Here is a 22,533-nt window from a genome sequence, read left to right as displayed (position 1 = left end):
ATTGACTGGGAGCGGGATGGAGCACGATACAAATCTTTGGACGACCATTATCCAAGTACTTCTGGGGGCCTGCTCGCGCTTCTGGGCGTTGCTGCAGGGCCGGCGGTGACCCAATTGCTTAATGACCGCACTAGCCAAAAGGCAAAACGGACCCAAAAATACGAAGACCTGATTTCAGCTATCTACGACCATGACCATTGGCTTGCCCAACGCGTCCAAGCGGCATTCGAGGGCAGAGATATAGACAGCCAACCACCGATTCAGCGCGCTACTTTGTTGTGCTCGCTGCATTTCCCAGAACTGCTTCCGCACGTGCAAAACGTCGAGAATAAGGGACGCCCTTACCTCATGTGGATACTCGGCGTTCGCAGAAAGCGTCTAGTAAATGATCTTTCTGGCGCTTCGGACGGCATGCAGGATGCGTATAAGCCATACCAGTTGGCACTCGACCAGTTCCAGCGAGAAGCGTTTGGATTCGTTCAGCGAAACAAGAAGCTATTCTAATCCGAGACACCTCAAGAATCGAAAGAGCAAATGCAATGCCAAATGACTTTGCCGGGTTGACCAACGCGGAATTGGAACAAGCCCGTCAATCCCACCGAGAGATGCTTGACCGCATTCGGGACGCCATTGATAACTTCGACAAAGTGCCGCTGCCCACGAACCGTTTAGCTCGCGACAACCTTATTCAGAGCCACAACAAGCTGCGGGAAGCGACAGAAACGGCCCTCGTCGAGCTCGAAGAATTGGCGCGATTGCGAATCAGTGACGTTTAGCGTCAGTGGATGAATTGCGGATGCTGACTTCAGTGGGGCACGGCCTTGGCGCGGATTTTGTTGCTTTGGTTTATTGCACTTGTCACGTTGGCGGCCGTCGCTAACCCGCTAATCGCGGTTTACCTAGTCTCACAGGGACAATGGGCTGGTGCTGCCCTCTTTGCGTTCTTCAGCGTTGGTGCGATCGCGGTTGCGCGCAACGCATTCAAGGATCGAACCTGGAGGAACTGGTAGCCAGACCTTCTGCGTTGCTTGTGGCAATGCCAATGCGTCAGCTAATTCCTCTCCGCTCGGCTCCTGCGAGCTGAGCTTGTCGTACTCGTCGATCGCCACTTCCATATCCAGGCAGCGAAACGTCCTCGACCAAAGCATTGTCCGCAGCGTCAGAAAGGGTGTCGATCGGGCAACGCGGCTGTTGCCAACGCCCCGTTCTTGGACATCACAGCAGCCGCTTCACCGCCCCCAGCGGCGAGCGCGGCACCACCGGCGACGACTGGATGATCGCCGTATTGGTCATCGCGAACGGAATGATCCGGTCGATCACCCGCTCGAGCTCGGCCACCGAGGCGACATGCGCCAGCGCGATGAAACAGTCTTCACCGGTGACCCGGTCGCATTGGGCGATTTCCGGTAGGTCGCGGATGATTTCGGCTACGACAGCCAGTTGCCCCGGCACCGGCCTGATCCGCAGCCATGCCGATAGCTTCATGCCGAGCGCGGCCGGATTGATACGCACCGTATAGGCCTCGATCACACCGCTTTCCTGCAGCCGCTTGATGCGCTCGGCCACGCTCGGCGCCGACAGGCCGACCGAGCGCGCCAGTTCGGCGGTGCTGGTGCGCGCATCCTCTTCCAGCAGGCGCAGGATTTTCAGGTCCGCCGCATCCAGATCCGGATTTTCATTTCGAAGGCGTTTCAGCGGAATGCTCCTTGCTTTCGGAAAGGAAATGGCCGCAATGCCCGGCCATCATCCATATCAACGGCAAAAATCGCCTGCGATACTGACCCCATGGAAGATCGGACGCAAGCCCCAGCAGCAAGTCCGGCACTCGCCGGCCCCGCCTTTGCCTTGGCAAACGCGGTCCCGCCGCATCTCTGGTTCGGCGTCAGCGCCGTGTTCCACTATCTCGGACCGGCCTTCGCGGTGCTGCTGTTCCCGCATGTCGGCGTGCTGGGCATGGCTTGGCTGCGCATCGCCACCGCGGCACTCGTCTTTGCCCCATTGACCCGGCCATGGGCGGTCTTCGCCCGCGCCGATCGCTCGACGCGGTTGTTGCTTGTGGCTTTCGGCGTCTGCCTTGGGGTGATGAATTGCTCGTTTTACCTGGCGCTCGACCGGCTGCCGATCTCGCTGGTGGCGGCGATCGAATTCGTCGGCACCATCGGCGTTGCGCTTGTTGGCCTCAGAAGCCCGCGCAATCTCGCCGCCCTCGCAATCGCTGTCGCCGGCACCCTGTTGCTGATCGACGTCAAATGGTCGAGCGATCCCGTCGGCCTGTTCTGGGCCTTCCTCAACGGCACGCTGTTCGTTAGCTACATCGTGCTCGGCCACCGCGTCGCGCGCGGCGGCGCCGGCGATGGCATCGCCGGGCTGGGTGCCGCCATGGCGGTCGCCCTTCTCGTCGTTCTGCCGATCGGTTTCGCCGATGCTCTGCCGGCTTTCTCGGCGCCGCCGCTGCTGCTTGCGGGGGTCGGCGTCGGCATCTGCTCGTCGGTCATTCCCTATATTTGCGACCAGCTTGCCATGTCGCGGCTACCGCGCTCCAGCTTCGCGCTGATGCTGTCTTTGCTGCCGGTCACCGCGACGTTGATCGGCATCATTGTGCTGCGGCAGGTGCCGAGCCTCACCGACTGCATCGGCATCGCGTTGGTGGTGGCCGGCGTCGCCCTTCACAAACCGGCGCCGGCGCCCACCTGATCAGGCCAGCTTCTCCTTTAGGAAAGCGATCGTTCGGCCCCAGGCGAGGTCAGCCGCCTTCTTGTCGTAGCGGGCCGCCGACGTGTCGTTGTTGAAGGCATGGTTGGCGCCTTCATAGACATAGACCGAGTATTCGACATGATCCGCGTCGAGTGCCTTCTTGAAGGCATCGATGCCTGCATTGGTGCGGGTGTCGAGCCCGGCATAATGCAGCATGAGCGCGGCCTTGATCTTCCGCACGTCCTCGGCCTGTGGCTGCATGCCGTAATAGGCGACGGCGGCGGCGAGGTCCGGCGCGTTGACGGCCAGCATGTTCACCGTGCCGCCGCCCCAGCAGAAGCCGACGGCGCCGACCTTGCCGTTGCCGTCCTTGTAGCCTTTGAGGTAGGCGACGGTTGCCACGGCATTGGCGGCGACCTGTGCTGGATCGAGCTGGGAAAACAGGTCACGTGCCCTGTTTTCATCGTCCGGCGTGCCGCCGAGCGGTGTCATGAAGTCCGGCGCAAGCGCCACGAACCCTTCCAGCGCCACGCGCCGCGCCACATCGCGAATATGCGGGTTGAGACCCCTGTTCTCGTGCACCACGATGACCGTGCCAAGCTTGCCGGTCTGATCCGCCGGCTTGACCAGATAGCCCTTCATCTCGCCGGCGCTGCCGGGATAGCTGATGTCCTCGCCTTTCACACGCGGATCGTCTTCCGCCACGATTGCCGCCTGGGCCGAGTTCGCCGCCAGCAGCGGCGCGATCGCGGCAGCTGCCGCACCCGATCCGGCAAGCCTGGTCAATTGCTCCATGAAGCGCCGCCGGTCGAGCGTCAGGTGCGTGTATTCGTCATAGGCATCGATCATCGCCTGGGTAATGACAGGCTCGGCGGCAGTGGGTCCGGCAGGTGTTGTCATGGCGCGCTCCTCGTCGGCGCCCCCCGCGGCAACATAGAGCCGAAGCTTGCCTGGTCCAGTCACGGCTGAGTGAGGCTGCAATAAGTCCCTGCACGAGGCCGTGATGCCGCGCGCCGCACTGTCGTTAAATTTTGGTCCTTTGTGGCAATGCTAAATGCACGCACCACGATGTAAAAAGAAGTTACCGGGCTATGATTGACGACGAAGGAATTACGCCCATGACCTTTCCCTCCCCGCTTCTGGCAAGTGGGTTCGCCCTCGCCGCTATAGCTTTGCTGGCGCTGCGGTTCACTGCCTTCACCGCCTTCAAACGATCGTTGATCAAAATCCGCGTCAACCGGCACCCGGCCGCAAACACCAAAGCCTGAGGAAAGGTCATGGACGTTCAGGACATCATCAACACCGTCTCCCAGAAATCCGGTCTCAACCAGGCTTTGACGGAAAAGATCGCCGGCATGATTTTCTCGGTGCTCGAACACGAGGCGGAAGGCACGACTCTGTCCAGCTTCTTTGCCAAAATCCCGGGAGCCGACGCCCTGGCCAAGCAATATGATGTCATGGCTCCCGGCGCGGCTTCCGGTGGTGGCCTCCTGTCCTCGCTGGAGGGCGCGCTCGGCGGCGCTCTCGGCGAAAAGACCGGCGCGCCGATCAACGCCGTCGCCATACTCAAGGCATCAGGCCTCACGCTCGCACAGATCAGCCAGGCCGGCACGATGCTGGTCCAGCAGGCCGAGACAGCCGCCGGCCCGCAGCTGACCAGTGAGGTACTTGCATCGGTACCCGACCTGAAAGGGCATCTCGGGCTCTGAAGGAACTTCTCTATTTCGGCAGCGTATAGGCCATCACATAGTCGCCCGGCTTGGTACCGACCGAGCCGTGGCCGCCGGCAACGATGACGACCAACTGGCGTCCGTTGGCTACCGTGTAGGTCATCGGTGTCGACTGCCCGCCCGCCGGCAGCCGCGCCTGCCAGAGCTGTTTGCCGGTCGTCAGGTCATAGGCGCGCACATAGTCGTCGACCGCCGCACCGAGGAAGGCGACGCCGCCGGCAGTGATCATCGGCCCGCCAATGCCGGGCACGCCGACCTTGAACGGCAGCGGCAGCGGCGTCATGTCATAGACGGTGCCGTTGCGATGCTTGTAGACGATCTTTCCGGTCCGAAGGTCGGCACCCGCCACATAGCCCCAGGGCGGCGCCTGGCAGGGAATGCCGAGCGGCGACAGGAACGGCTTCAATATTACTGCGTAAGGCGCACCGTCATTGCGGTTCAGGCCCTGTTCGCTGCCCTTGGTGTCACCGGGCGGCGGCACGTCGGCGCGCGGCACCAGCTTGGAGATGAACGCCAGGTATGTCGGCATGCCGAACATCACCTGCCGGACCGGATCGACTGCCACGCCGCCCCAGTTGAAGGTGCCGAAATTGCCGGGGTATATCAGCGAGCCCTGCAGCGACGGCGGCGTGTAGCGGCCCTCATAGCGCAACTTCCGGAGCTCGATCCGGCAGGCCAGCTGGTCGAACATGGTGATGCCCCACATATCCGCGCCGGTCAGCGGTTTCGGACTGAAGCTCAGGTCCGAGAGCGGCTGCGTCGGCGAGGTATGGTCGCCTTCGATCGCGCCGCCCGGCGCCGGCACTTCCTTGACCGGAACGATCGGCTCGCCGCTGCGCCGGTCGAGCACATAGAGGTCGCCCTGCTTGGTCGGCCCGACCAGCGCCGGCACCACGCCATTTTCCGTGGTGATGTCGACCAGCGTCGGCTGCGCCGGCACGTCCATGTCCCAGAGATCGTGGTGCACGGTCTGCCGCACCCAGCGCAATTGTCCGCTGTTGAGATCGAGCGCGGTGATCGAAGAGGAGAATTTCTCGTCATTGGCGCTGCGTCCGGCACCGAGTTGGTCCGGCGTCTTGTTGCCGAGCGGCACATAAAGCAGGCCGAGCTTCTCGTCGACGCTCGCCGTCGACCACATGTTGGGTGAGTTGTTGGTGTAGGTCTGGTCCGGCGGCAGCGGCGTCGTCTGATCCGGATTGCCGGAATCCCAATTCCACAACAGCGCGCCGGTGTCGGCATCGTAGGCACGGATGACCCCGGACGGCTCCTGCGTCGAATAATTGTCGTTGACCGCGCCGCCGACGATGATCTTGTTGGCGACGATCAGCGGCGCCGAGGTCGAATAATAATAGCCCGGCTTCGGGTATGGCATGTTGGCGAGCAGGTTCAGCGTGCCGCCTTCGGCGAAAGTCGGGCAGACCTGGCCATTCGCCGCATCGAGCGCGATCAGCCGGGCGTCGGATGTCGGCAGGTAGATGCGTGTGGCGCAGGGCTGGCCGGCGGCGATCTTGGCATCGGCATAATAGGACACGCCGCGGCAGGTCTGGTGCTGGCGGTCCTTGTTGAGCTTGACCTGCGGATCGAAGCGCCATTTCTCCTTACCGCTCGCGGCATCGATGGCGATGGCGAAATTATGCGGCGTGCAGATGTAGAGCGTGTCGGCGATTTTTAGCGGCGTCACCTGATAGGTCGTCTCGCCGATGTCGTCGGGCCCTTTCACGTCGCCGGTGCGATAGGTCCAGGCCGGCTGCAGATTGGCAACGTTTTCGGCGGTGATCTGGTCGAGCGGCGAATAGCGCTGGCCATATTGCGTGCGACCGTAATAGTGCCATTCGCCAGCCGGCACGTTGCCGCCGAGATCGGCCGTCGGCGTCACCTTGTCGGTGTTGAGTTCACCCGCAATATCCTTTGGATCGGTCGTCATCGAATAGCCGGCGACGGCAAGCGATGCCAGCACGGCGAGGATCAGCGGTGCGCGTCCGTCGGGACCGGTAAGCCCGCGCCGCGCCCATGGCGTCAACAGCCATAGCGCGACAAGCACGATGATGCCGCCGCGCGGGCCGAGCTCCCACCAGTCGAAGCCGATCTCCCAGACCGCCCAGGCGAGCGTGCCGAGCACGATCGCCGCATAGAGCCACAGCGCCGTGGATCTGCGCCTGTAGAGCAGCCAGGCCGCGACAAGGAAAGCTAGACCGACGATGACGTAATACCAGCTGCCCCCCAGCGTCACGAGCCAGATGCCGCCGCCGCCAATCGCCAGGCCGATGAGGAAAAGGATCAGGGAGGTGATGACCACAGCCAAGACGGTGCTCCTTCGACTGGTGCGCTCCGCGACGCCTCCATGGGCAACCCCGCATTGCGTTCCTGCCCCCACGCAACTTTCTCCGGCCCGCTTCCCCTGTCAAGCAAGCTCGGCGTTTTACGGTGCCGGCCCATCGCAAGCCCGGCGTTTTGGTTAGCGGACCCATCCAGATTGTGAGTCCACCGACTGGACAGAGAACAAAACGGAGACACTTCTGGCCTTTCGCTGCCGAATCACTACATTCGGGGAGAGATGTCCGGCTTTTCGGAAGACATGCCCTTTTTTGACGAACCGAACGCGCGGCCCGTGGCCCCGTCGGGCATTGCCGCGCGCGCCATGGCTGCCCGCAGCGGCCACAACAATGCGCCCGACTATCTCAAGGGGTTGAACCCCGAGCAGCGGCTGGCGGTTGAGACCACCGAAGGCCCGGTTCTGGTGTTGGCCGGCGCCGGCACCGGCAAGACGCGGGTGCTCACCACCCGCATCGCTCACATCCTTGCCACCGGCAAGGCTTTCCCCTCGCAGATCCTCGCCGTCACCTTCACCAACAAGGCGGCGCGCGAGATGAAGCAGCGCATCGGCCTGTTGATCGGCGAAGGCAATGTCGAGGGCATGCCGTGGCTCGGCACCTTCCACTCGATTGGAGTGAAGCTGCTGCGCAGACATGCCGAGCTGGCCGGGCTCAAATCCGACTTCACCATTCTCGACACCGATGATGTCGTGCGCCTGATCAAGCAGCTTATCCAGGCCGAAGGGCTGGACGACAAGCGCTGGCCGGCCAAGCAGTTCGCCCAGATGATCGACGGCTGGAAGAACAAGGGCCTCGGTCCCGCCGACATCCCCGAGGGCGATGCCCGTGCCTTCGCCAACGGCAAGGGCCGCGAGCTCTATAAGGCCTATCAGGAGCGGCTGAAAACGCTGAACGCTTGCGACTTCGGCGATCTCCTGTGCCACCCGATCCGCATCTTCCGCGCCAATCCGGACGTGCTGAAGGAATACCACAAGCGCTTCCGCTACATCCTCGTCGACGAATATCAGGACACCAACACCGCCCAGTACATGTGGCTGCGGCTGCTGGCGCAGCGGCCGCAATCCTCCCCCCTTGAGGGGGAGGTACCCGCGAAGCGGGCGGAGGGGGTTGCCGCAGAAGGCACCGCTAGAGCGTCGAGCACTGCCGCCGGTAGGTCGAGCACTGCCGCACGGACCCCACCCGACCGGGCTTCGCCCGGCCACCCTCCCCTCAAGGGGGAGGGAAGCCCGCGCCTGTCCACCGTAAATATCTGCTGCGTCGGCGACGACGACCAGTCGATCTATGGCTGGCGCGGCGCCGAGGTCGACAACATCCTGCGCTTCGACAAGGATTTTCCCGGCGCCACCATCATCCGGCTGGAGCGCAACTATCGCTCAACCGCGCACATCCTCGGCACCGCCTCCCATCTCATCGCCCACAATGAGGGCCGCTTCGGCAAGACGCTGTTCACCGAAAAGATCGCCGAGGACGACGAGAAGGTGCATGTCCATGCCGCCTGGGATTCGGAAGAAGAGGCGCGCGCCGTCGGCGAGACCATCGAAGCCTATCAGCGCCAGAAGCACAATCTCAACGACATGGCGATCCTCGTCCGCGCCTCCTTCCAGATGCGCGAGTTCGAGGACCGCTTCGTCACGCTCGGCCTCAACTACCGCGTCATCGGCGGCCCGCGCTTCTACGAGCGCCTCGAAATCCGCGATGCGCTGGCCTTCTTCCGCGTCGTCGCGCAAGGCGCCGACGACCTCGCCTTCGAGCGCATCGTCAACGTGCCGAAGCGCGGCCTTGGCGAGGCCACCATCCGCCAGATCCACGACACCGCACGGGCGCTGCGCATCCCGATGCTGGAGGCGGCGGCAAAACTCGCCGAGAGCGACGAGCTGAAGCCGAAGCCGCGCGCCGCGCTGCGCGAGGTATCGGCCAATTTCGAGCGCTGGCAGAAGGCGCTGGAAACCACGCCGCACACCGAGCTCGCCGAGACCATTCTCGAGGAGAGCGGCTACACCGACATGTGGAAGAACGACCGCTCGGTGGAAGCGCCCGGCCGCCTCGAGAACTTAAAAGAACTGATCCGCTCCATGGAGGAGTATGAATCGCTGCGCTCCTTCCTCGAACATGTCGCGCTGGTGATGGACGCCGAGCAGAACGCCGAGCTCGATGCCGTCAACATCATGACGCTGCATTCGGCCAAGGGCCTCGAATTCGAAACCGTGTTCCTGCCCGGCTGGGAGGAAGGCCTGTTCCCGCACCAGCGCTCGCTCGACGAGGGTGGCCGCTCCGGGCTGGAGGAGGAGCGCCGGCTTGCCTATGTCGGCCTGACCCGCGCCAAGAAGAACCTGCACATCTGGTTCGTCTCCAATCGGCGCATCCACGGCCTCTGGCAGTCGACCATCCCGTCGCGCTTCCTCGACGAACTGCCGGAAGCCCATGTCGAAGTTTCCGAGAGCGGCAACTCCTATGGCGGCTACGGCAATGCCTATGGCGGCGGCTCGTTCGCCTCCGGTCGTGGTGGCCAAGGGGCGGGCAGGCAGAACCCCTACGGAGCATCGCGCTTCGACAACGTCGGCGGCAACAACAGCGCCGAGAAATCCGGCGCTTTCTCCAGCACCTATGCGACGCCGGGCTGGCAGCGTGCTCAGGCCAACCGTACCGAGGCGACCGACCGCAATTGGGGCACGCGCTCCGGCCACCAGGTCGAGCGCATCGGCTATGGCGAGACCGACTCCGGCTACGGCGCCGGCCGCACCTCGGTCAAGGGCCGCACCATCGATGGCGAGCTGGTCGCCAAATCGGTCGCCGACACGCCGTCCCCCTTCAGCGTCGGCGACCGCGTCTTCCACCAGAAATTCGGCAACGGCAACATTTCCGCCATCGAAGGCAACAAGCTGACCATCGACTTCGACAAGGCCGGCCAGAAACGCGTGCTCGACGGGTTTGTTACTGGGGTTTGAGGTCGCCGGGCGCTAGCGATACCGCGCCTGGTTCCACTTATGGCCGAGCAGCGACAGGATGATGATCAGGCCGTTGAAGAACTGGACATAGAAGCCGCTCAGGCCTGCCGCCACCACGCCGGTCTGGATGAACGAGACGGTGACCGCGCCGATCGCACCGCCGACGACGGTGCCGATGCCACCCCAGGTCGGGGTGCCGCCGACGAACACCGATGCCAGCACCGGCAAGAGATAACCGTCGCCCGCCGTCGGCCACCAGGTGAAGTTGATCATTACCGAAAACGTGCCGGCGATTGCCGCGCCGATGCCGACGAAGACGAACACTTTTACGCGCACGCGCTTGACATCGATACCCATCTGCTGGGCGCTGTCGGGATTGTCGCCGACCACCTTGACCTGCGCGCCGAAGCGATGGCGGTTGTAAAGCAGCGCCGACAGCACGACGAAGGCGATGGCCCAGAAGGTCTGCACCGGAATGCCGTAAAGCTGGCTGGAGAAGATCTTGTAGGCCCAGCTGTCGGCAAGGCCGGTCAGTGCAGTCGACCTGCCCTCGTTGATGATCTGGATCAGGCCGCGCAGCAGGAAATTCATGCCGAGCGTGGCGATCAGCGACGACAACCCGCCATAAACGACCAGGGAGCCGACCAGGAAGCCGAGCAGCATGCCGGTGACCATTGCGGCGGCGATGCCGAGGAACGGGTCGTAGCCGGCCTGCACGACCAGCGCAAACACCCATGAGGCGAAGCCCATCGTCGCCGGAAACGACAGGTCGATCTCGCCACAGGTGACGACGAAGACCAGCGGCACAACTACGAACAGCGCCACCGGCAGCGTGGTCAGCACGGAGCTGTAGAGATACCAGGTGGTGAACACGATCGGGTTGGCGATCATGAACACCGCCATCATGACGATGAACACGGCAAGCGTGCCGAGCGCGGCGCGGTTGTCGAGGATGAACCCGCGCAGCCAATTGTCGGACGGGTGTCTCCACTCTTTCCCGGCGGTTTCGCCGTGCGTGCCGCCGAGGGGGCTCTGCAGATCGGGTTCCATGGTCTTGCTCATCGTGCCGCCCTCCCCGAATCCCCCGCGTCGTGCAACCCCGGCAATCCGCTGGGGTGGGCGACGTCTTCCATGAAATTGATCAGGTCTTCGGCCGATTTGACCTCGCTGCGGTCGGCGCTGAGCGCGACCTTGCCGCGGTCCAGCACCACGAAGCGATCGGCGATATCGAAGACGTGGTGGATGTTGTGGCCGATGAACAGGATCGAGCGCCCGCTCGCCCGCACCTGGCGCACGAAGTGGAAGACCTTGGCGGTTTCAGTCAGCGATAGCGCGGTCGTCGGTTCGTCGAGGACTATCAGCTCCGCCTTCTTATAGATGGCCCGCGCGATCGCCACGCCCTGGCGTTCGCCGCCCGAGAGCTGGCCGACGATCGACTGTGGCGTGAACACTTTCGAGGTGAAGCCGATCTCGCGCATCAGCCGGCTCGCCTCCGCGATCTCCTTGTTGACCTTCAGCCAGCCAAGCCAGCCGGTGAGCTCGCGGCCCATGAAGATGTTGCGCACAATCGTCTGCTGCACGGCGAGCGCCCGGTCCTGGAACACCGTCTCGATGCCGGCGTCGCGCGAGCGCGCAGGGCTCCATCCGGTCACCGGCTTGCCGCGGACGAGAATCTCGCCGCTGGTCGGTTTGACCACGCCGGACAGGATCTTGATCAGCGTCGACTTGCCGGCGCCATTATCGCCGATCAGGCCGACCACCTCGCCGCGATCGACGCTGAGATTGACCCCGCCCAGCGCATAGACCTGGCCATAGGACTTGCTGATGTCGCGCAGTTCGATGATACGTTCGGCCATGGCGATCCTGCCTTGATTGTCGCGTGCCGGCCTTTTCGCCGGCGGTCCCGCCGGCCGGGCTCAATCCCGGCCGGCGGCTTGGGAGGTCAGCGCAGCGCCTGCTTGGCGAGCTCGGCGACGATCTCGTAATTCTGCGGCGTGACGAAGCCGGCGCCGGTGTCGACATTCATCGGTGCGAGACCCAGCACAACCTGCTGGCAGAGGCTGAGGATCGGCAGATAGCCTTGCAGGAACGGCTGCTGGTCGGCCGTCAGCTGCACCCAGCCGCCCTTGAAGCCCTCGACGATCTGCGGGCTGGTGTCGAAGCCGAAGTTGAAGATATCGCCCGGCTTCCTGCCCGCCGCCTGCATATAGGTGGGCACATTGCCCAGCATCTGTCCGCCGGGATAGCCAACCGCCTTGACGTCGGGATTGTTGAGCAGTGCCGCGGTGATCACCGGAAGGGCCAGATTGGGGTCGGAAGCCCATTCGCCGCTCGGTGGCGAGGAGAGCTGTATGACCTCGACGCCCGCTTCCTTGAGGGCAGCGACAGTGCCGCGTTCTCGCGCGCCGCGGCTCTCGTTCTCGAACGGGCCGATCATGATTGCCTTGTCGCCGGCCTTGAGCCCGGCCAGCTTGACCGCCTCGGCGCCGAGCGCGCGGCCCTGCTGCTCCTGCTGGGCGCCGACATAGCCGCCGCCGAACGCCGCCGTGACCGTCGGCACCGGCACGTTCTGGTACATCATCTTGATGCCGTCCTCGTGCGCCTGTTCGGCCAGCGGCATGATCGCGGCGTCGCCGGGGTGGCCCATCATGGCGATGCCTTGGGGCTTGACCGCGACAGCCTCGCGCAATTGCTGCACCATCTTCTCGACATCCCATTGGGAAAAGATGTAGTCGACCTTCGGCCCGAGATCGGCCGCCGCCTGCTTGGCGCCATTATAGACGATGGTGCCGAAGGCATCGCCCTCGGCGCCGCCGACGAAGAAACGGATATGGACATCCTTACACCACTGGGCATCGAGCGCCTGCGCCGGCAGGGTCGAGAGTGCGGCGGCGAGCGCCATCGCGGCCGCCGCGACGGTCGAGCGCAGAACTGTCCTTCTCATCGTAATGCTCATGCACTTATCCTCCCTTTGTTCCCTCGCTAGCCGAGGGGTTTTGACGATCGCTTCGGCATTGCGCCACAATCTTTCGCTGGCCGGCACCTCCCGGCTTGTCCTGTTTTTATGCATGTCGTTATCGCAAAACCGCTGGGCACTTTTGCGCGACATGCATTAGCCTCACACCGGGTTCGGCAGGTAGCTCGCGCCTCCCCGGCATTGTTGGAGATAATCCAGTGCCCGCGCCTGGCCGGTGATCTCAAGATCGCCGCGGTAGACCGGGTCGTGCCAGCCCTCGATGTCGATGGCGCCCTTGTAGCCGGCCAGCCGCAGCTCGCTGATCACCCGCGTCCAGTCGCTATCGCCGAAGCCAGGGGTGCGCATCTGCACGAACGGCAGGCGACCGAACACGCCATGTTCGCGGATCACGTCCCAGCGCACCGTCGCGTCCTTGCCGTGGACGTGGAAGATACGCGGCGCCCATTTGCGGATCTGCGGGATCGGATCGATCAGATAGACCAGCTGGTGGCAGGGCTCCCACTCCAGGCCGAGATTGTCGTCCGGCAATTCGTTGAACATCAGCTCCCAGGCGTCCGGATTGTGGGCGATGTTCCAGTCGCCGCTGGCCCAGTTGCCGTCCATGGCGCAGTTCTCGAAGGCGATGCGCACGCCCTTATCGGCGGCCCGCTTTGCCAGCTTCCCCCAGACCTCGCGGAAGCGCGGCAGGCTGTCGGGCAGCGGCTTGCCGCGGATGCGGCCAGTAAAGCCGCTGACCACATTGGTGCCGAACAGATGCGCGTTGTCGATGATCGTTTCCCACGCCTGGAGCACGCCGCGATCGACTTCACCGCTCTCCAGCGGATTGCCGAACACCCCGATTGACGAGACGACGACATCGGCATCGCCGATCGCCTCGCGGATCTCGCCCGCCAACCGCGGAATGTTCTTGCCGCCCAGCGTCTGCCAGAAGAACGGCTGGATGCTCTCGAAGCCGAGCGGCAGGATCTGCCTGACATAGGCGGCCGGGTCGTCCAGATTGGCCCGCACCATGGTGCCGATCCTGATGTCGAGCAGCGGGTTTGGCATCATGATCCTTCCTGTGAGGCGATAGCGACCCGGCGCCCGGTTTCGGCGCTCTCGATTGCGGCGAAAACCATGGCCAGGCTCTTGATGTTGTCGGCGCCGCGCGTCTCCGGTTCGGTGCCGGTCTCGACGGCGCGGACGAAATCCTGGATGATGCCGAGATGGCCGCCGACGCGATCTGCCGGGTCGAGCGGCGGCACGGCTATCGGTTCGGTGCGGTCGAACAGGCCTTCACGGACCGGCCGCACGACTTCCGCCTTCAACCCGTCCGCGCCGTCCCAGACAATGCTGCCGCGCTCGGCGACGATCCGCCATGTGCTGTCCCAGCTGGTACGGAAGCCGGCCGCGCACCAGCTGCCGGCATAGGTGAACAGCTTGCCGCCGCCGAGGTCGAAGCTTGCGGTTGCCGACGACCCTTGCCGATACCAGGAATTGGTCGGCTCCCACTCGTGGCAATAGACGCCGGCCGGTTCGCCGGCCACCATGTAGCGGGCCGCATCGAATGTGTGGATCGCCATATCGAGCAGCAGCACATGGCGCATCTCTTCGCGAAAACCGCCGAAATGCGGCGCAACGAAGAAATCGGCGTGGATGCTGGTTGGCGCACCAATGGCGCCGGAATCGAGAAAGCGCCGGATGCGCCTGACGTTGGCGACATAGCGGCGGTTCTGCACGACGGCATGGATGCGGCCGGCGCTGCGGGCCGCCTCGACAATGGCACGCGCATTGTCCGGGCTGTCGGCCAGCGGCTTTTCGGTCAAGAGATGGCAATGGTGGGCAAAGGCGGAAAGCGCGACCTCGCGGCGGGCGGCGGGAACCACGACGTCGAATACCGCGTCGGGCCTGGTCTGGTCGAGCACGGCGTCGAGGTCGGTTCCGATGACGGCGCCGGAAAGCTCGTATTCGCGCGCCCTTGCCCGCGCCCTTTCGGCGTCGAGATCAACCAGGCCGACAATGGCGAGCCCGTCGATCTGCTTGGCCGCATCGAGCCAGGCCTTACTCATCGCGCCGCAGCCGACCAGGACGACATTGATCATCCAGCACTCCTCCCTCTCGGCCCCTCCAGACCGATCGTCACGGCGTTCACGGCAGGGCCGCAAACGTTTCTTCCGTAAACGTTTACGAGAACACACCCGATGGCGTAGAATGTCAATTGGCCGATAGCGAAAAACGTGATGCCGGCTTGGCCTGAAGAGCGGCCGGTGCTAGCCAAGCAAGGGGGAGAACTGTCCTTTGGCGTCCAGTATTCACGACCTTGCGCGTCACCTGAATATTTCCATCGGCACGGTGTCGCGCGCGCTCAACGGCCGCGCCGACGTCAATGCCGACACGCGCCAGCGCGTGCTCGATGCGGCCAAGAAGCTGAACTATTCACCGAACCAGTCCGGCCGCAGCCTGCGGCGCGGCGCCACCCATTCGATCGCCTTCATGCTGCAGCCGCATCCGGGCGACCAGGAATATGGCGAGCCGTTCTTCATTCCGTTCCTGACCGGGTTGCAGGCCAAGCTCGCCGAAAGCGGCCTTGACCTGATCGTAGTGATGGGGGCGCCGGGCGACTATCAGCAGGAGCGCCTGCGCCGTGTCGTCGAGACGCGGCGGGCCGATGCGGTGGTGCTGGCCTGGACGCGGCGCGAGGACGAGCGCATCGACTATCTGACCCAGGCCGGTTTCCCGTTCGCGACGCTCGGCCGCAGCCGCTCCGGCGGCGATTCCTATCCCTCGCTCGACCTCGATTTCGAAAAAGCCGGGGCTGACGCGGTCGATCGTCTCGTCGCGCGCGGTCACCGCCGCATCGCCGCCATCCGCCCGTCGCTCGACCTCAATTTCGGCTATCTGTTCCTCGCCGGCTATCGCAAGGCGTTGCGGCGGCACGGCATCGAGTTCGACCCCGAACTGATCGCCGACGGCTTCATCAACGAGGCCGGCGGCTACGCCGTGACGCCGAAGGTCATGCGCTCCAAGGACCCGCCGACGGCCATCATCTTCAACAATGACGCGATGGCGCTTGGCGGCTGCAAGGCTTTGGCCGAGGCCGGCATCAGGCCCGGCCACGACGTCGCGGTGATCGTCATCGTCGACACGCCGCTTTGCCGCTATTTTTCGCCGGCGCTGACCGGCTTCCGACCGGCGCTGGAGCCGATGGGCGAGCGGTTGGCCGAAATGCTGCTGGCATCGATCCCGGCTTACGCCGGCGCCGAAGGCGCACGCATCATCCGTGAAGTCTGGCCGCTGGAACTGATCGCGCGCGACAGCGATTGAATCGCGGCGGTCACTGAGCAGGCTCAGATTGAACAAGACCCCCGCGCTCGCGCTCCGGCGTTGCGACCAGCGAGGCAGCGGCGGCATTGGCGGCGGCAAGTGCCGCCTCGACGGGCTCTCCACGCGCAAGCCACGCCGCAAAGGCGCCGACGAATTCATCACCGGCACCGTGGGTGCTGACCACCTCCACCGGCATCGCCGGCAAGGCGAATGCCTGGCCGTCGCGGTCGCAATAGGCAACGCCCTCGCCGCCGGCCGTGACGATTGCAGCCGGATAGAAACCGACGAGCATGCCGGCCGCCTTCGCAGCACCCTCGAGCGTGTCGACGACCGAAACGCCGGCCAGGAACTCCGCCTCGATGGCGTTGACGATGACGATGTCGGTCAGCGCGATCAGTTCGGCTGTCAGCTTTCGCGCCGGCGCCGCATTGAGAACGACGCGGCCGCCATACGCCTTCACCGCTCGCGCCGCGGCGATATTGGCGGCTTCCGGCACCTCGTTCTGCAGCAGCAGAACCGCCGTTTGCGCCATCAGCTCGGTCGCCTCCGCAATGTCCTTTTCGCCGAGAGTGAGATTGCTGCCCGAGACGATCACCGCGCCATAGTCGCCGCTGTCGTCGAAAATCGCCACGCTCATGCCCGAGCCGGCGCCCGAAGCCACTCCCACGAAGCGCTGGTCGACGCCGTTGCGACCGAGATTGTCGAGAAGCGCGCGGCCGAAATCATCGTCGCCGACAGCTCCGATCATCGCCGCACGCACGCCGGCCCGCGCTGCCGATACCGCCTGGTTGCCGCCCTTGCCGCCGCATTTTGGATGCCAGGCATGACCGGTCACCGTTTCGCCCTTGCGCGGGCGATCGGCGGCTTCGACCATGATGTCGTAATGCAGGCTGCCGAATACGGTCACCAGCGGCGGGGAAGCCGTCATGTGCCCTTATCTTTCCGTTTCGACGTCACCGCAGACATGGTGCGGCCGAGATTGCGCTCCGCCGCCTGGTAGTCGCGTTGCGCGACCGCGACGAACAGCGCGTCGAGAATGTTGAGCTGGGCAATGCGGGCCGCTGCGTTCTCACCCATCAACGGCGAGCCTTGCGCGGTCGAGCAAAGCACGATGTCGGCGACGGCTGCCAATGGCGAGTTGTCATAGTTGGTGATGGCCAGCGTACGCGCGCCGCTTTTGCGCGCAAGTTGGATGGCGTCGATGACGGCGCTCGTGTTGCCGGAATGCGAGAAGCCGACAGCAATGTCGTCGGCGCCGAGCAGCGAGGCCGACATCAGCATCATGTGCGAATCGTCGTAGACAGAGGTGCGGATGCCGATGCGCAGGAATTTGTGCGAAACGTCGCGTGCGATCTGCGCCGAGCCGCCGACGCCGTAGAAATCGCGATTCCTGGCGCGGTAAAGCAGATCGGCGGCACGGTCGAAATCGTCCATGTCGAGGATGGCCAGCGTCTCCTCCAGCGCCTGGATAGAGGTGCGGAACACCTTCTGCACGATCTCGGCCGAACTGTCGTCCACCGACAGCTCCTGATGCATCTCGGCGGTCGGCAGGCGGCTGTATTCATAGACCGCCGTGCGAAAATCGCGATAGCCGGAAAAACCCAGCTTCTTGGCGATCTTGACCACCATCGCCTCCGAGACACCGGCCTCCTCGGCGATCTGCTTGAGCGGTATGGTCTCGTCGAAGCCGCGCCGTCCGAAGACGGTTTCAACCACCTTCGCCTCGAGCGGCGTCAGATGCGGCATCATCATGCGAATGCGCGGTCCTACTGCTTTCAGGTCCAGCCCGGTCAAGGTCATCCACGTCCCCTCGTCACGCGATCGATAAGCATCGCGGCGAGGATTATAAGGCCAGTTGCCAGGAGCTGATAGAAGGACTGCACGTTCATCAGCGTCAGGCCGTTGCGCATGCTGCCAAGGATGACGGCACCCAGGATGGTGCCGACGACGCTGCCCTTGCCGCCCATCAGCGAGGCACCGCCGATCGCCGCCGCTGCTATGGCGTCGAGCTCCCAGAGATTGCCCAGAATGGGTTCGGCCGCACCCAGCCGGCCGATCAGGATCTGCGCTGCAAGCGCTGCCAGCAGGCCCGAGATCATATAGGCGGCGATCTTGGTGCGGGCGATCGGCACGCCGGCTATGTAGGCCGCCTCCTCATTGCCGCCGACGGCGAGCAGATATTCGCCAAACGGCGTCTTCTTGAGGATGATCCAGGCAATCAGCGCGACCACGGCCACGATGATGACCGCCAACGGCAATCCGAACAGCGAGCCGTTGAAGATGGCACGGAAGCCGGCAGGCAGGCCGAGCACCGGATTGCCGCCGGTATAGATCAGCGCCAGCGCCCGGTAGGTGCTGAGCGTCCCCAGCGTGACGATGAAGGGCTGCAGCCCGACATAGGCAACCAGCACGCCGTTAAGCAGGCCGCAGGCGAGGCCGATGGCGAAGCCAGCGGCGATGGCCAGCGGAAACGGCACACCGGCAACCAGCATCGAGGCCGAGATGACCGCCGAAAGGGCTGCCGTCGGCCCGACGGACAGGTCGATGCCGCCCGAGATGATGACCAGCGTCATGCCCAACGCCAGGCAGGCATTGATGCTCGACTGCTGCAGGATGTTGATCAGGTTACGCTCGGCAAAAAAGCCGGGGACCAGCGCCCCGAAGACGGCAAGGATCACCACCAGGCCGATCAGCGTGCCGGCGTCGCGCACGGAAAACCGGTGCAGGAAATCTGCCCTTGGGCGCGCTGCTGTGTGTTGGCTTATATCGGTCATCCGCTGGTCCTGTCCGTTATGCACCGGCCCGATGGCCTTGCGCCTTGCCGGCCTCAATCTTCGTTTGGGGTATGGCGTGCGCGGCGATCGCGTGTTCGCTGAGACTTGCGCGGCCCAGTTCGGCGGCGACCGTGCCGTCGCGCATGACCAGCACGCGGTCGGCGAGCCGGATCACCTCGGGGAGTTCGGACGACACGACGATTACCGAATGGCCTTCGGCGGCGAGTTCCTCGATCAGGTGGTAGATCTCCGCCTTGGCGCCGACATCGATGCCGCGCGTCGGCTCGTCGAACAGAAGGATCCGCGTTCCCGCCGCCAGCCAGCGGCCGATGATCGCTTTCTGCTGGTTGCCGCCGCTGAACAGCCGAATTGGCCGGTCGAGCAGGAACGGCCTGAGATTGACTCGCTTCATCTTCTCGGCTGCGACGCGCTTCAGCCGGCGGTGGTCGATGAGGCCGCGCGGCGCGAACACGCCCATCGAGGCCAGCGCCATGTTGCTGGAGATCGACCGCAACGGCACGATGCCTTCGCGCTTGCGCTCCTCCGGCACCAGGCCGATGCCGGCCGCGATCGCGTCGCGCGGACTGGAAAGCTTTACCGCCTTGCCGTCGATCTCTATTGCGCCTGATGAGGCCCGGTCGGCGCCGGCCAGCAGCCGCAGCAGCTCGGTGCGGCCGGAGCCGACCAGTCCGGCAATGCCCAACACCTCGCCGCGATGCAGGTCGAACGAAACGTCACGGACCTTGGTTGCCGAGGCGAGGCCACGCACGCTCAGCCTGATCTCGGGGGAAGCATGCGAGCGGTGTTGTTCCTGGGCAAGCTCGCGGCCGACCATCATCGAAACGACGGCCTTTTCCGACACCTGCGCGAGATCGACGGTTTCGACCACAACGCCGTCGCGCATGACAGTGGCGCGCTCGCAGATGCCGAACACCTCGTCCAGCTTGTGCGAGACATAGATGACGGCGACACCGTCGCGTGCCAGACCGGCAATGACTTCCGCCAGCTGTTCGAACTCGCTCGGCGTGAGGCTCGACGTCGGCTCGTCCATCGCCACGATCCTGGCGCGGTCGAGCAGCGCCCGGGCGATCTCGACGATCTGCCGCTGCGCCACCTTCAGGCTGCCAAGCGGGGCTGCCGGATCGATGGTTGGGTCGATGGCGGCCAGCGCTTCCGCAGCGCGGCTTTCCTGCTCGCGCCGTGCGACGAAGACGCCGCCGCGCGTCAACGGATGGCCGAGAAACATGTTCTGGGCGACGCTGAGGCGTGGCACCTGCTGTAATTCCTGATGGATCATCGCCACGCCCGCGGCGCGTGCGGCGACCGGATTGTTCAGCATCACCGGCTTGCCGTCGATCAGCACGCTTCCCGCCGTCGGTCGGTAGACGCCTGACAGTATGCGCAGCAGCGTCGATTTGCCGGCGCCGTTTTCACCGAGCAGGCCATGGATCTCGCCGGCGCCGACCGAAAACGACACTTCGCTCAGCGCCCGCACAGCCGGAAACTCTTTGGAAATGCCCTCGAATTGCAGCCGCGCTGACATTGCTTCGGTTCTCCAGGCAAGGTGCCGACCCAAGGCCGGCACCTGCCGGCCCTGCTCTACTGGCCCGCTGCCGCGTCCTCGAGCAGCGCCTTGCGCACGGCGTCGCCGGCGCCAGAGTAACGGTCGGCATTGTCCTTGGTGATCAGCGCCTGCGGCGTGGCAACGACGCGCGGCAGCTTCTGCCCGGCCACCAGCCGCAGCGCCGATTCCAGCGCCACCTCGCCGGTCAGCACCGGGAACGAATCGACGGTGCCGGTCAGCTCGCCGGCGCGGATCGAGGCATAGGCGTCGGAGATGCCGTCGGTGCCGAAGACCGCAACCTTGTCCTGCAGCCCGGCAGCCTTGACCGCCTCGACGATGCCCAGCGCCATGCCGTCATTGTTGGCATAGAAGCCGATCAGGTCGGGGTGCTGCTGCAGGATGTTGGTGGCCGCGTCGTAGGAGGTCTGGCGATCCCAGTTACCGGGGACGCTGGCGACGACGTCGAACTTGCCGGCCTCGGTGATCGTTGTCTTGAAACCGTCGGTGCGCTGGACGGCGGCGTAGACGCCGGCCTGGCCTTCGACGATGGCGACCTTGCCGCCATCCGGCCGGTTCTTGATGAACCATTTGGCGACGCGCACGCCGTTGTCGCGCTGGACATTGCCGACATAGTGCTCGGCCTGCGGGATGACCGCGTCGTTGACGTTGACCACCGGCACATTGGCTGCCTTGGCCTGTTCCATGATCGGCTGCAGGTTGGAGTCGGTCTGCGGCGAAACGAGCAGCACGTTGTAGCCTTGCGTGACCAGGCCTTCGGCGATGGTGAGCTGGCCGAGCTGGTCGCCCTCGCTCTGCGCCGCCTGGTAGACCACGGGCACGCCGGTGCGGTCGCCGAACGACTTGTAGCCCTCTCCCAGCGAGCGCCAGTATTCGTTGGTCAGCGTCTTGGAGACCGCACCCGCCTTGGTGCCCTCGGGCAGCTTGGGGAAGGCCCCGAACTTGGCCTCGAGCTGCGACCAGTCGATGCGATCGTTCTCGGTGTCGGAATTGAGCGGCGCGAGGTCCGCGGAAAACGACGAGCCTATAGACAGCGCCATCAGGGCAGCGGTGGCGGTGGCAAGCAGAAATTTCATGGTCTTTCCTCCCTGGTTGAAAACGGTGATGGCGCCGGAGCTTCAGCTGTCCGGCCCGAGCATGGCTTCCTGGACGATGGCCTGCGAGGCGACCGCGTCCTGACGGTCGACGGCGGCTGACAGGCGATTGTCCTTTTCCAGCCGATCGACGACGCGCAGCATGCGCTTGACAGTCGCGATGTTGACTTCGCATTCGTGGACCGGGTCGAGCCCGGTCATGTCGGGGAACGTGTCGAAGTAGATGGCGCCGGCATAGCCGTCTCGACGGATCTGCCTGAGCAGCTCGATCGTCTGCAGCGTATGCACGGCCCCGACCATCAAGCCGTCGTCGCGCTTGGCGTAGCCGTCGTTGAGATGCACGCCGAGCAGCTTGCTGTGTCGCGCCACCAGCGCAGCGGCAAAGGCCGGCTGCTCGTCGGCGTAGAGCACATGGGCGAAATCGAGCGTCACGCCGAGATTGGGCAGGCCGATCTCGCGGATCGCCAGCAATGTCGTCGCCGCATCGGGCATCAGGCTGTAGGAGCGCGGCTCGTTGGGTTTGTATTCAAGGCTGATCTGACAGCCCGGATCATGCGCCGCTACTTCACGAATACCATCGATTTCGTGTTGCCAAACTGTTGCGTAGTCAGCCTGGAAGGCGTAGTCGAAGCCATCCTGCCCGAGCCACAAGGTCATCAGGCTGGCGCCGGCCTCGCGCGCGGCGTCAATGCCGGCCTTGGTCAGGTCGATAGCCTCGCGGCGAACGGAAGGATCCGGATTGGTGAAGGCGCCGAGCTTGAAAGCCGGGTTAGAGTAGTAGCGCATGGCGAAGCCATTGATCGAAAGCCCGAAATCGCTGAGTTTGCGTGCCATTTCCGCAGGCTTCTCATCGACATGGTCGGGAAAGTTGAGGTCAAGGTCGGTCAACTCCGCAACCTTCGCCGCACGTGCCGCCATTTGCAGCATGGACGGTTTGCCGACAAGATCGGGCCACTCGGACTGTGGCCGCGAGGCAAAGGAATTGAGGCGGGTGGCGAAACGATAGGCAGTCATCGGGGACCTTTCATTGTCATAACTTTACATGAGAACGATTATTTGTAAAGTTGTTAATAGGCCAATTGCGACCACGGGGGACAAGCA

At 64.3% G+C, this 22,533-nt stretch carries 22 protein-coding genes; 7 read left to right on the top strand and 15 right to left on the bottom strand.

The window, feature by feature from the left end; all coding sequences use genetic code 11:
• Positions 1-36: 36 nt before the first annotated feature.
• Entirely contained in the window at positions 37-504 is a 468-nt protein-coding gene (locus tag NKI97_RS20985; protein ID WP_352836384.1) for a hypothetical protein, read from the top strand.
• Between the two features lie 35 nt (positions 505-539).
• Positions 540-776 (top strand): hypothetical protein, encoded by a 237-nt coding sequence (locus NKI97_RS20980; RefSeq protein ID WP_352745184.1) that lies wholly within the window; start codon positions 540-542, stop codon positions 774-776.
• Between the two features lie 129 nt (positions 777-905).
• Here the strand turns inward: NKI97_RS20980 and NKI97_RS20975 are convergent, their stop codons facing one another.
• Complete coding sequence (locus NKI97_RS20975) at positions 906-1,109, bottom strand: hypothetical protein (protein WP_352745186.1); 204 nt, start codon at positions 1,107-1,109, stop codon at positions 906-908.
• Between the two features lie 106 nt (positions 1,110-1,215).
• The gene (locus NKI97_RS20970; protein WP_352836436.1) at positions 1,216-1,695 is read right to left on the bottom strand and encodes an Lrp/AsnC family transcriptional regulator; all 480 of its coding nucleotides are present in this window, start codon (positions 1,693-1,695) and stop codon (positions 1,216-1,218) included.
• A 90-nt stretch (positions 1,696-1,785) separates the two neighbouring features.
• On the opposite strand from NKI97_RS20970, the gene NKI97_RS20965 reads away from it, so the two are divergent.
• Positions 1,786-2,694: an EamA family transporter gene (locus NKI97_RS20965; RefSeq protein ID WP_352836381.1), complete on the top strand. Its 909-nt coding sequence runs from the start codon at positions 1,786-1,788 to the stop codon at positions 2,692-2,694.
• Here NKI97_RS20965 and NKI97_RS20960 read toward each other — a convergent pair whose 3' ends face one another.
• On the bottom strand, positions 2,695-3,594 hold the full coding sequence (locus NKI97_RS20960) for a dienelactone hydrolase family protein (protein WP_352836377.1): 900 nt from the start codon (positions 3,592-3,594) through the stop codon (positions 2,695-2,697).
• A gap of 191 nt (positions 3,595-3,785) precedes the next feature.
• On the opposite strand from NKI97_RS20960, the gene NKI97_RS20955 reads away from it, so the two are divergent.
• Positions 3,786-3,962, top strand: coding sequence for a hypothetical protein (locus NKI97_RS20955; protein ID WP_352836374.1), 177 nt, complete (start codon positions 3,786-3,788; stop codon positions 3,960-3,962).
• Positions 3,963-3,971: 9 nt separating this feature from the next.
• Complete coding sequence (locus NKI97_RS20950; RefSeq protein WP_352836372.1) at positions 3,972-4,403, top strand: hypothetical protein; 432 nt, start codon at positions 3,972-3,974, stop codon at positions 4,401-4,403.
• A 10-nt stretch (positions 4,404-4,413) separates the two neighbouring features.
• Here the strand turns inward: NKI97_RS20950 and NKI97_RS20945 are convergent, their stop codons facing one another.
• Positions 4,414-6,726 (bottom strand): glucose/quinate/shikimate family membrane-bound PQQ-dependent dehydrogenase, encoded by a 2,313-nt coding sequence (locus tag NKI97_RS20945; protein WP_352836369.1) that lies wholly within the window; start codon positions 6,724-6,726, stop codon positions 4,414-4,416.
• A gap of 252 nt (positions 6,727-6,978) precedes the next feature.
• On the opposite strand from NKI97_RS20945, the gene NKI97_RS20940 reads away from it, so the two are divergent.
• Positions 6,979-9,702, top strand: coding sequence for an ATP-dependent helicase (locus NKI97_RS20940; RefSeq protein WP_352836366.1), 2,724 nt, complete (start codon positions 6,979-6,981; stop codon positions 9,700-9,702).
• Between the two features lie 12 nt (positions 9,703-9,714).
• Here NKI97_RS20940 and NKI97_RS20935 read toward each other — a convergent pair whose 3' ends face one another.
• From NKI97_RS20935 to NKI97_RS20915, 5 genes are all read right to left on the bottom strand, one after another.
• Positions 9,715-10,764, bottom strand: coding sequence for an ABC transporter permease (locus NKI97_RS20935; protein ID WP_352836363.1), 1,050 nt, complete (start codon positions 10,762-10,764; stop codon positions 9,715-9,717).
• Positions 10,761-11,558: an ATP-binding cassette domain-containing protein gene (locus NKI97_RS20930; RefSeq protein WP_352471593.1), complete on the bottom strand. Its 798-nt coding sequence runs from the start codon at positions 11,556-11,558 to the stop codon at positions 10,761-10,763. Before NKI97_RS20930 ends, NKI97_RS20935 begins: the two co-directional genes overlap by 4 nt.
• Positions 11,559-11,644: 86 nt before the next feature.
• Positions 11,645-12,658, bottom strand: coding sequence for a substrate-binding domain-containing protein (locus NKI97_RS20925; RefSeq protein WP_352836359.1), 1,014 nt, complete (start codon positions 12,656-12,658; stop codon positions 11,645-11,647).
• A gap of 162 nt (positions 12,659-12,820) precedes the next feature.
• The gene (locus NKI97_RS20920; protein ID WP_352836433.1) at positions 12,821-13,726 is read right to left on the bottom strand and encodes a sugar phosphate isomerase/epimerase family protein; all 906 of its coding nucleotides are present in this window, start codon (positions 13,724-13,726) and stop codon (positions 12,821-12,823) included.
• Positions 13,726-14,760 carry a Gfo/Idh/MocA family protein gene (locus NKI97_RS20915; RefSeq protein WP_352836356.1) on the bottom strand — a complete coding sequence of 345 codons (1,035 nt, stop codon included), beginning with the start codon at positions 14,758-14,760 and terminating at the stop codon, positions 13,726-13,728. The genes NKI97_RS20920 and NKI97_RS20915 overlap by 1 nt, the downstream gene beginning before the upstream one ends.
• A 196-nt stretch (positions 14,761-14,956) precedes the next feature.
• Between NKI97_RS20915 and NKI97_RS20910 the strand changes: the two genes are divergently transcribed.
• The gene (locus NKI97_RS20910; RefSeq protein WP_023676728.1) at positions 14,957-15,982 is read left to right on the top strand and encodes a LacI family DNA-binding transcriptional regulator; all 1,026 of its coding nucleotides are present in this window, start codon (positions 14,957-14,959) and stop codon (positions 15,980-15,982) included.
• Between the two features lie 10 nt (positions 15,983-15,992).
• Here NKI97_RS20910 and NKI97_RS20905 read toward each other — a convergent pair whose 3' ends face one another.
• From NKI97_RS20905 to NKI97_RS20880, 6 genes are read right to left on the bottom strand one after another with little or no spacing between them, the layout of a single operon-like run.
• Positions 15,993-16,910: a ribokinase gene (locus tag NKI97_RS20905; RefSeq protein WP_352450095.1), complete on the bottom strand. Its 918-nt coding sequence runs from the start codon at positions 16,908-16,910 to the stop codon at positions 15,993-15,995.
• Positions 16,907-17,782, bottom strand: coding sequence for a MurR/RpiR family transcriptional regulator (locus NKI97_RS20900; RefSeq protein ID WP_023676730.1), 876 nt, complete (start codon positions 17,780-17,782; stop codon positions 16,907-16,909). Before NKI97_RS20900 ends, NKI97_RS20905 begins: the two co-directional genes overlap by 4 nt.
• On the bottom strand, positions 17,779-18,756 hold the full coding sequence (locus NKI97_RS20895) for an ABC transporter permease (RefSeq protein ID WP_352450097.1): 978 nt from the start codon (positions 18,754-18,756) through the stop codon (positions 17,779-17,781). The genes NKI97_RS20900 and NKI97_RS20895 overlap by 4 nt, the downstream gene beginning before the upstream one ends.
• Before the next feature lie 16 nt (positions 18,757-18,772).
• Entirely contained in the window at positions 18,773-20,299 is a 1,527-nt protein-coding gene (locus NKI97_RS20890) for a sugar ABC transporter ATP-binding protein (protein WP_352450098.1), read from the bottom strand.
• 56 nt (positions 20,300-20,355) lie between these two features.
• The gene (locus NKI97_RS20885; protein WP_352450099.1) at positions 20,356-21,414 is read right to left on the bottom strand and encodes a sugar ABC transporter substrate-binding protein; all 1,059 of its coding nucleotides are present in this window, start codon (positions 21,412-21,414) and stop codon (positions 20,356-20,358) included.
• 42 nt (positions 21,415-21,456) lie between these two features.
• On the bottom strand, positions 21,457-22,446 hold the full coding sequence (locus NKI97_RS20880; protein WP_352836351.1) for a TIM barrel protein: 990 nt from the start codon (positions 22,444-22,446) through the stop codon (positions 21,457-21,459).
• Positions 22,447-22,533 lie beyond the last annotated feature (87 nt).

This window comes from Mesorhizobium sp. M0296, assembly GCF_040321675.1.
In the GTDB taxonomy this organism is placed as follows: Bacteria; Pseudomonadota; Alphaproteobacteria; order Rhizobiales; family Rhizobiaceae; genus Mesorhizobium.
Note: the sequence above shows the minus strand (reverse complement) of the source record. Positions and strands in the feature narration are given on the sequence as shown.

Bases quoted from the DNA above. Each gene is read 5' to 3' on its own strand.
- NKI97_RS20980 (WP_352745184.1), top strand. From the start codon at position 540: ATGCCAAATGACTTTGCCGGGTTGACCAACGCGGAATTGGAACAAGCC.
- NKI97_RS20965 (WP_352836381.1), top strand. From the start codon at position 1,786: ATGGAAGATCGGACGCAAGCCCCAGCAGCAAGTCCGGCACTCGCCGGC.
- NKI97_RS20960 (WP_352836377.1), bottom strand. From the start codon at position 3,594: ATGACAACACCTGCCGGACCCACTGCCGCCGAGCCTGTCATTACCCAG.
- NKI97_RS20955 (WP_352836374.1), top strand. From the start codon at position 3,786: ATGATTGACGACGAAGGAATTACGCCCATGACCTTTCCCTCCCCGCTT.
- NKI97_RS20950 (WP_352836372.1), top strand. From the start codon at position 3,972: ATGGACGTTCAGGACATCATCAACACCGTCTCCCAGAAATCCGGTCTC.
- NKI97_RS20940 (WP_352836366.1), top strand. From the start codon at position 6,979: ATGTCCGGCTTTTCGGAAGACATGCCCTTTTTTGACGAACCGAACGCG.
- NKI97_RS20935 (WP_352836363.1), bottom strand. From the start codon at position 10,764: ATGAGCAAGACCATGGAACCCGATCTGCAGAGCCCCCTCGGCGGCACG.
- NKI97_RS20930 (WP_352471593.1), bottom strand. From the start codon at position 11,558: ATGGCCGAACGTATCATCGAACTGCGCGACATCAGCAAGTCCTATGGC.
- NKI97_RS20925 (WP_352836359.1), bottom strand. From the start codon at position 12,658: ATGAGCATTACGATGAGAAGGACAGTTCTGCGCTCGACCGTCGCGGCG.
- NKI97_RS20920 (WP_352836433.1), bottom strand. From the start codon at position 13,726: ATGCCAAACCCGCTGCTCGACATCAGGATCGGCACCATGGTGCGGGCC.
- NKI97_RS20915 (WP_352836356.1), bottom strand. From the start codon at position 14,760: ATGATCAATGTCGTCCTGGTCGGCTGCGGCGCGATGAGTAAGGCCTGG.
- NKI97_RS20905 (WP_352450095.1), bottom strand. From the start codon at position 16,910: ATGACGGCTTCCCCGCCGCTGGTGACCGTATTCGGCAGCCTGCATTAC.
- NKI97_RS20900 (WP_023676730.1), bottom strand. From the start codon at position 17,782: ATGACCTTGACCGGGCTGGACCTGAAAGCAGTAGGACCGCGCATTCGC.
- NKI97_RS20895 (WP_352450097.1), bottom strand. From the start codon at position 18,756: ATGACCGATATAAGCCAACACACAGCAGCGCGCCCAAGGGCAGATTTC.
- NKI97_RS20890 (WP_352450098.1), bottom strand. From the start codon at position 20,299: ATGTCAGCGCGGCTGCAATTCGAGGGCATTTCCAAAGAGTTTCCGGCT.
- NKI97_RS20885 (WP_352450099.1), bottom strand. From the start codon at position 21,414: ATGAAATTTCTGCTTGCCACCGCCACCGCTGCCCTGATGGCGCTGTCT.
- NKI97_RS20880 (WP_352836351.1), bottom strand. From the start codon at position 22,446: ATGACTGCCTATCGTTTCGCCACCCGCCTCAATTCCTTTGCCTCGCGG.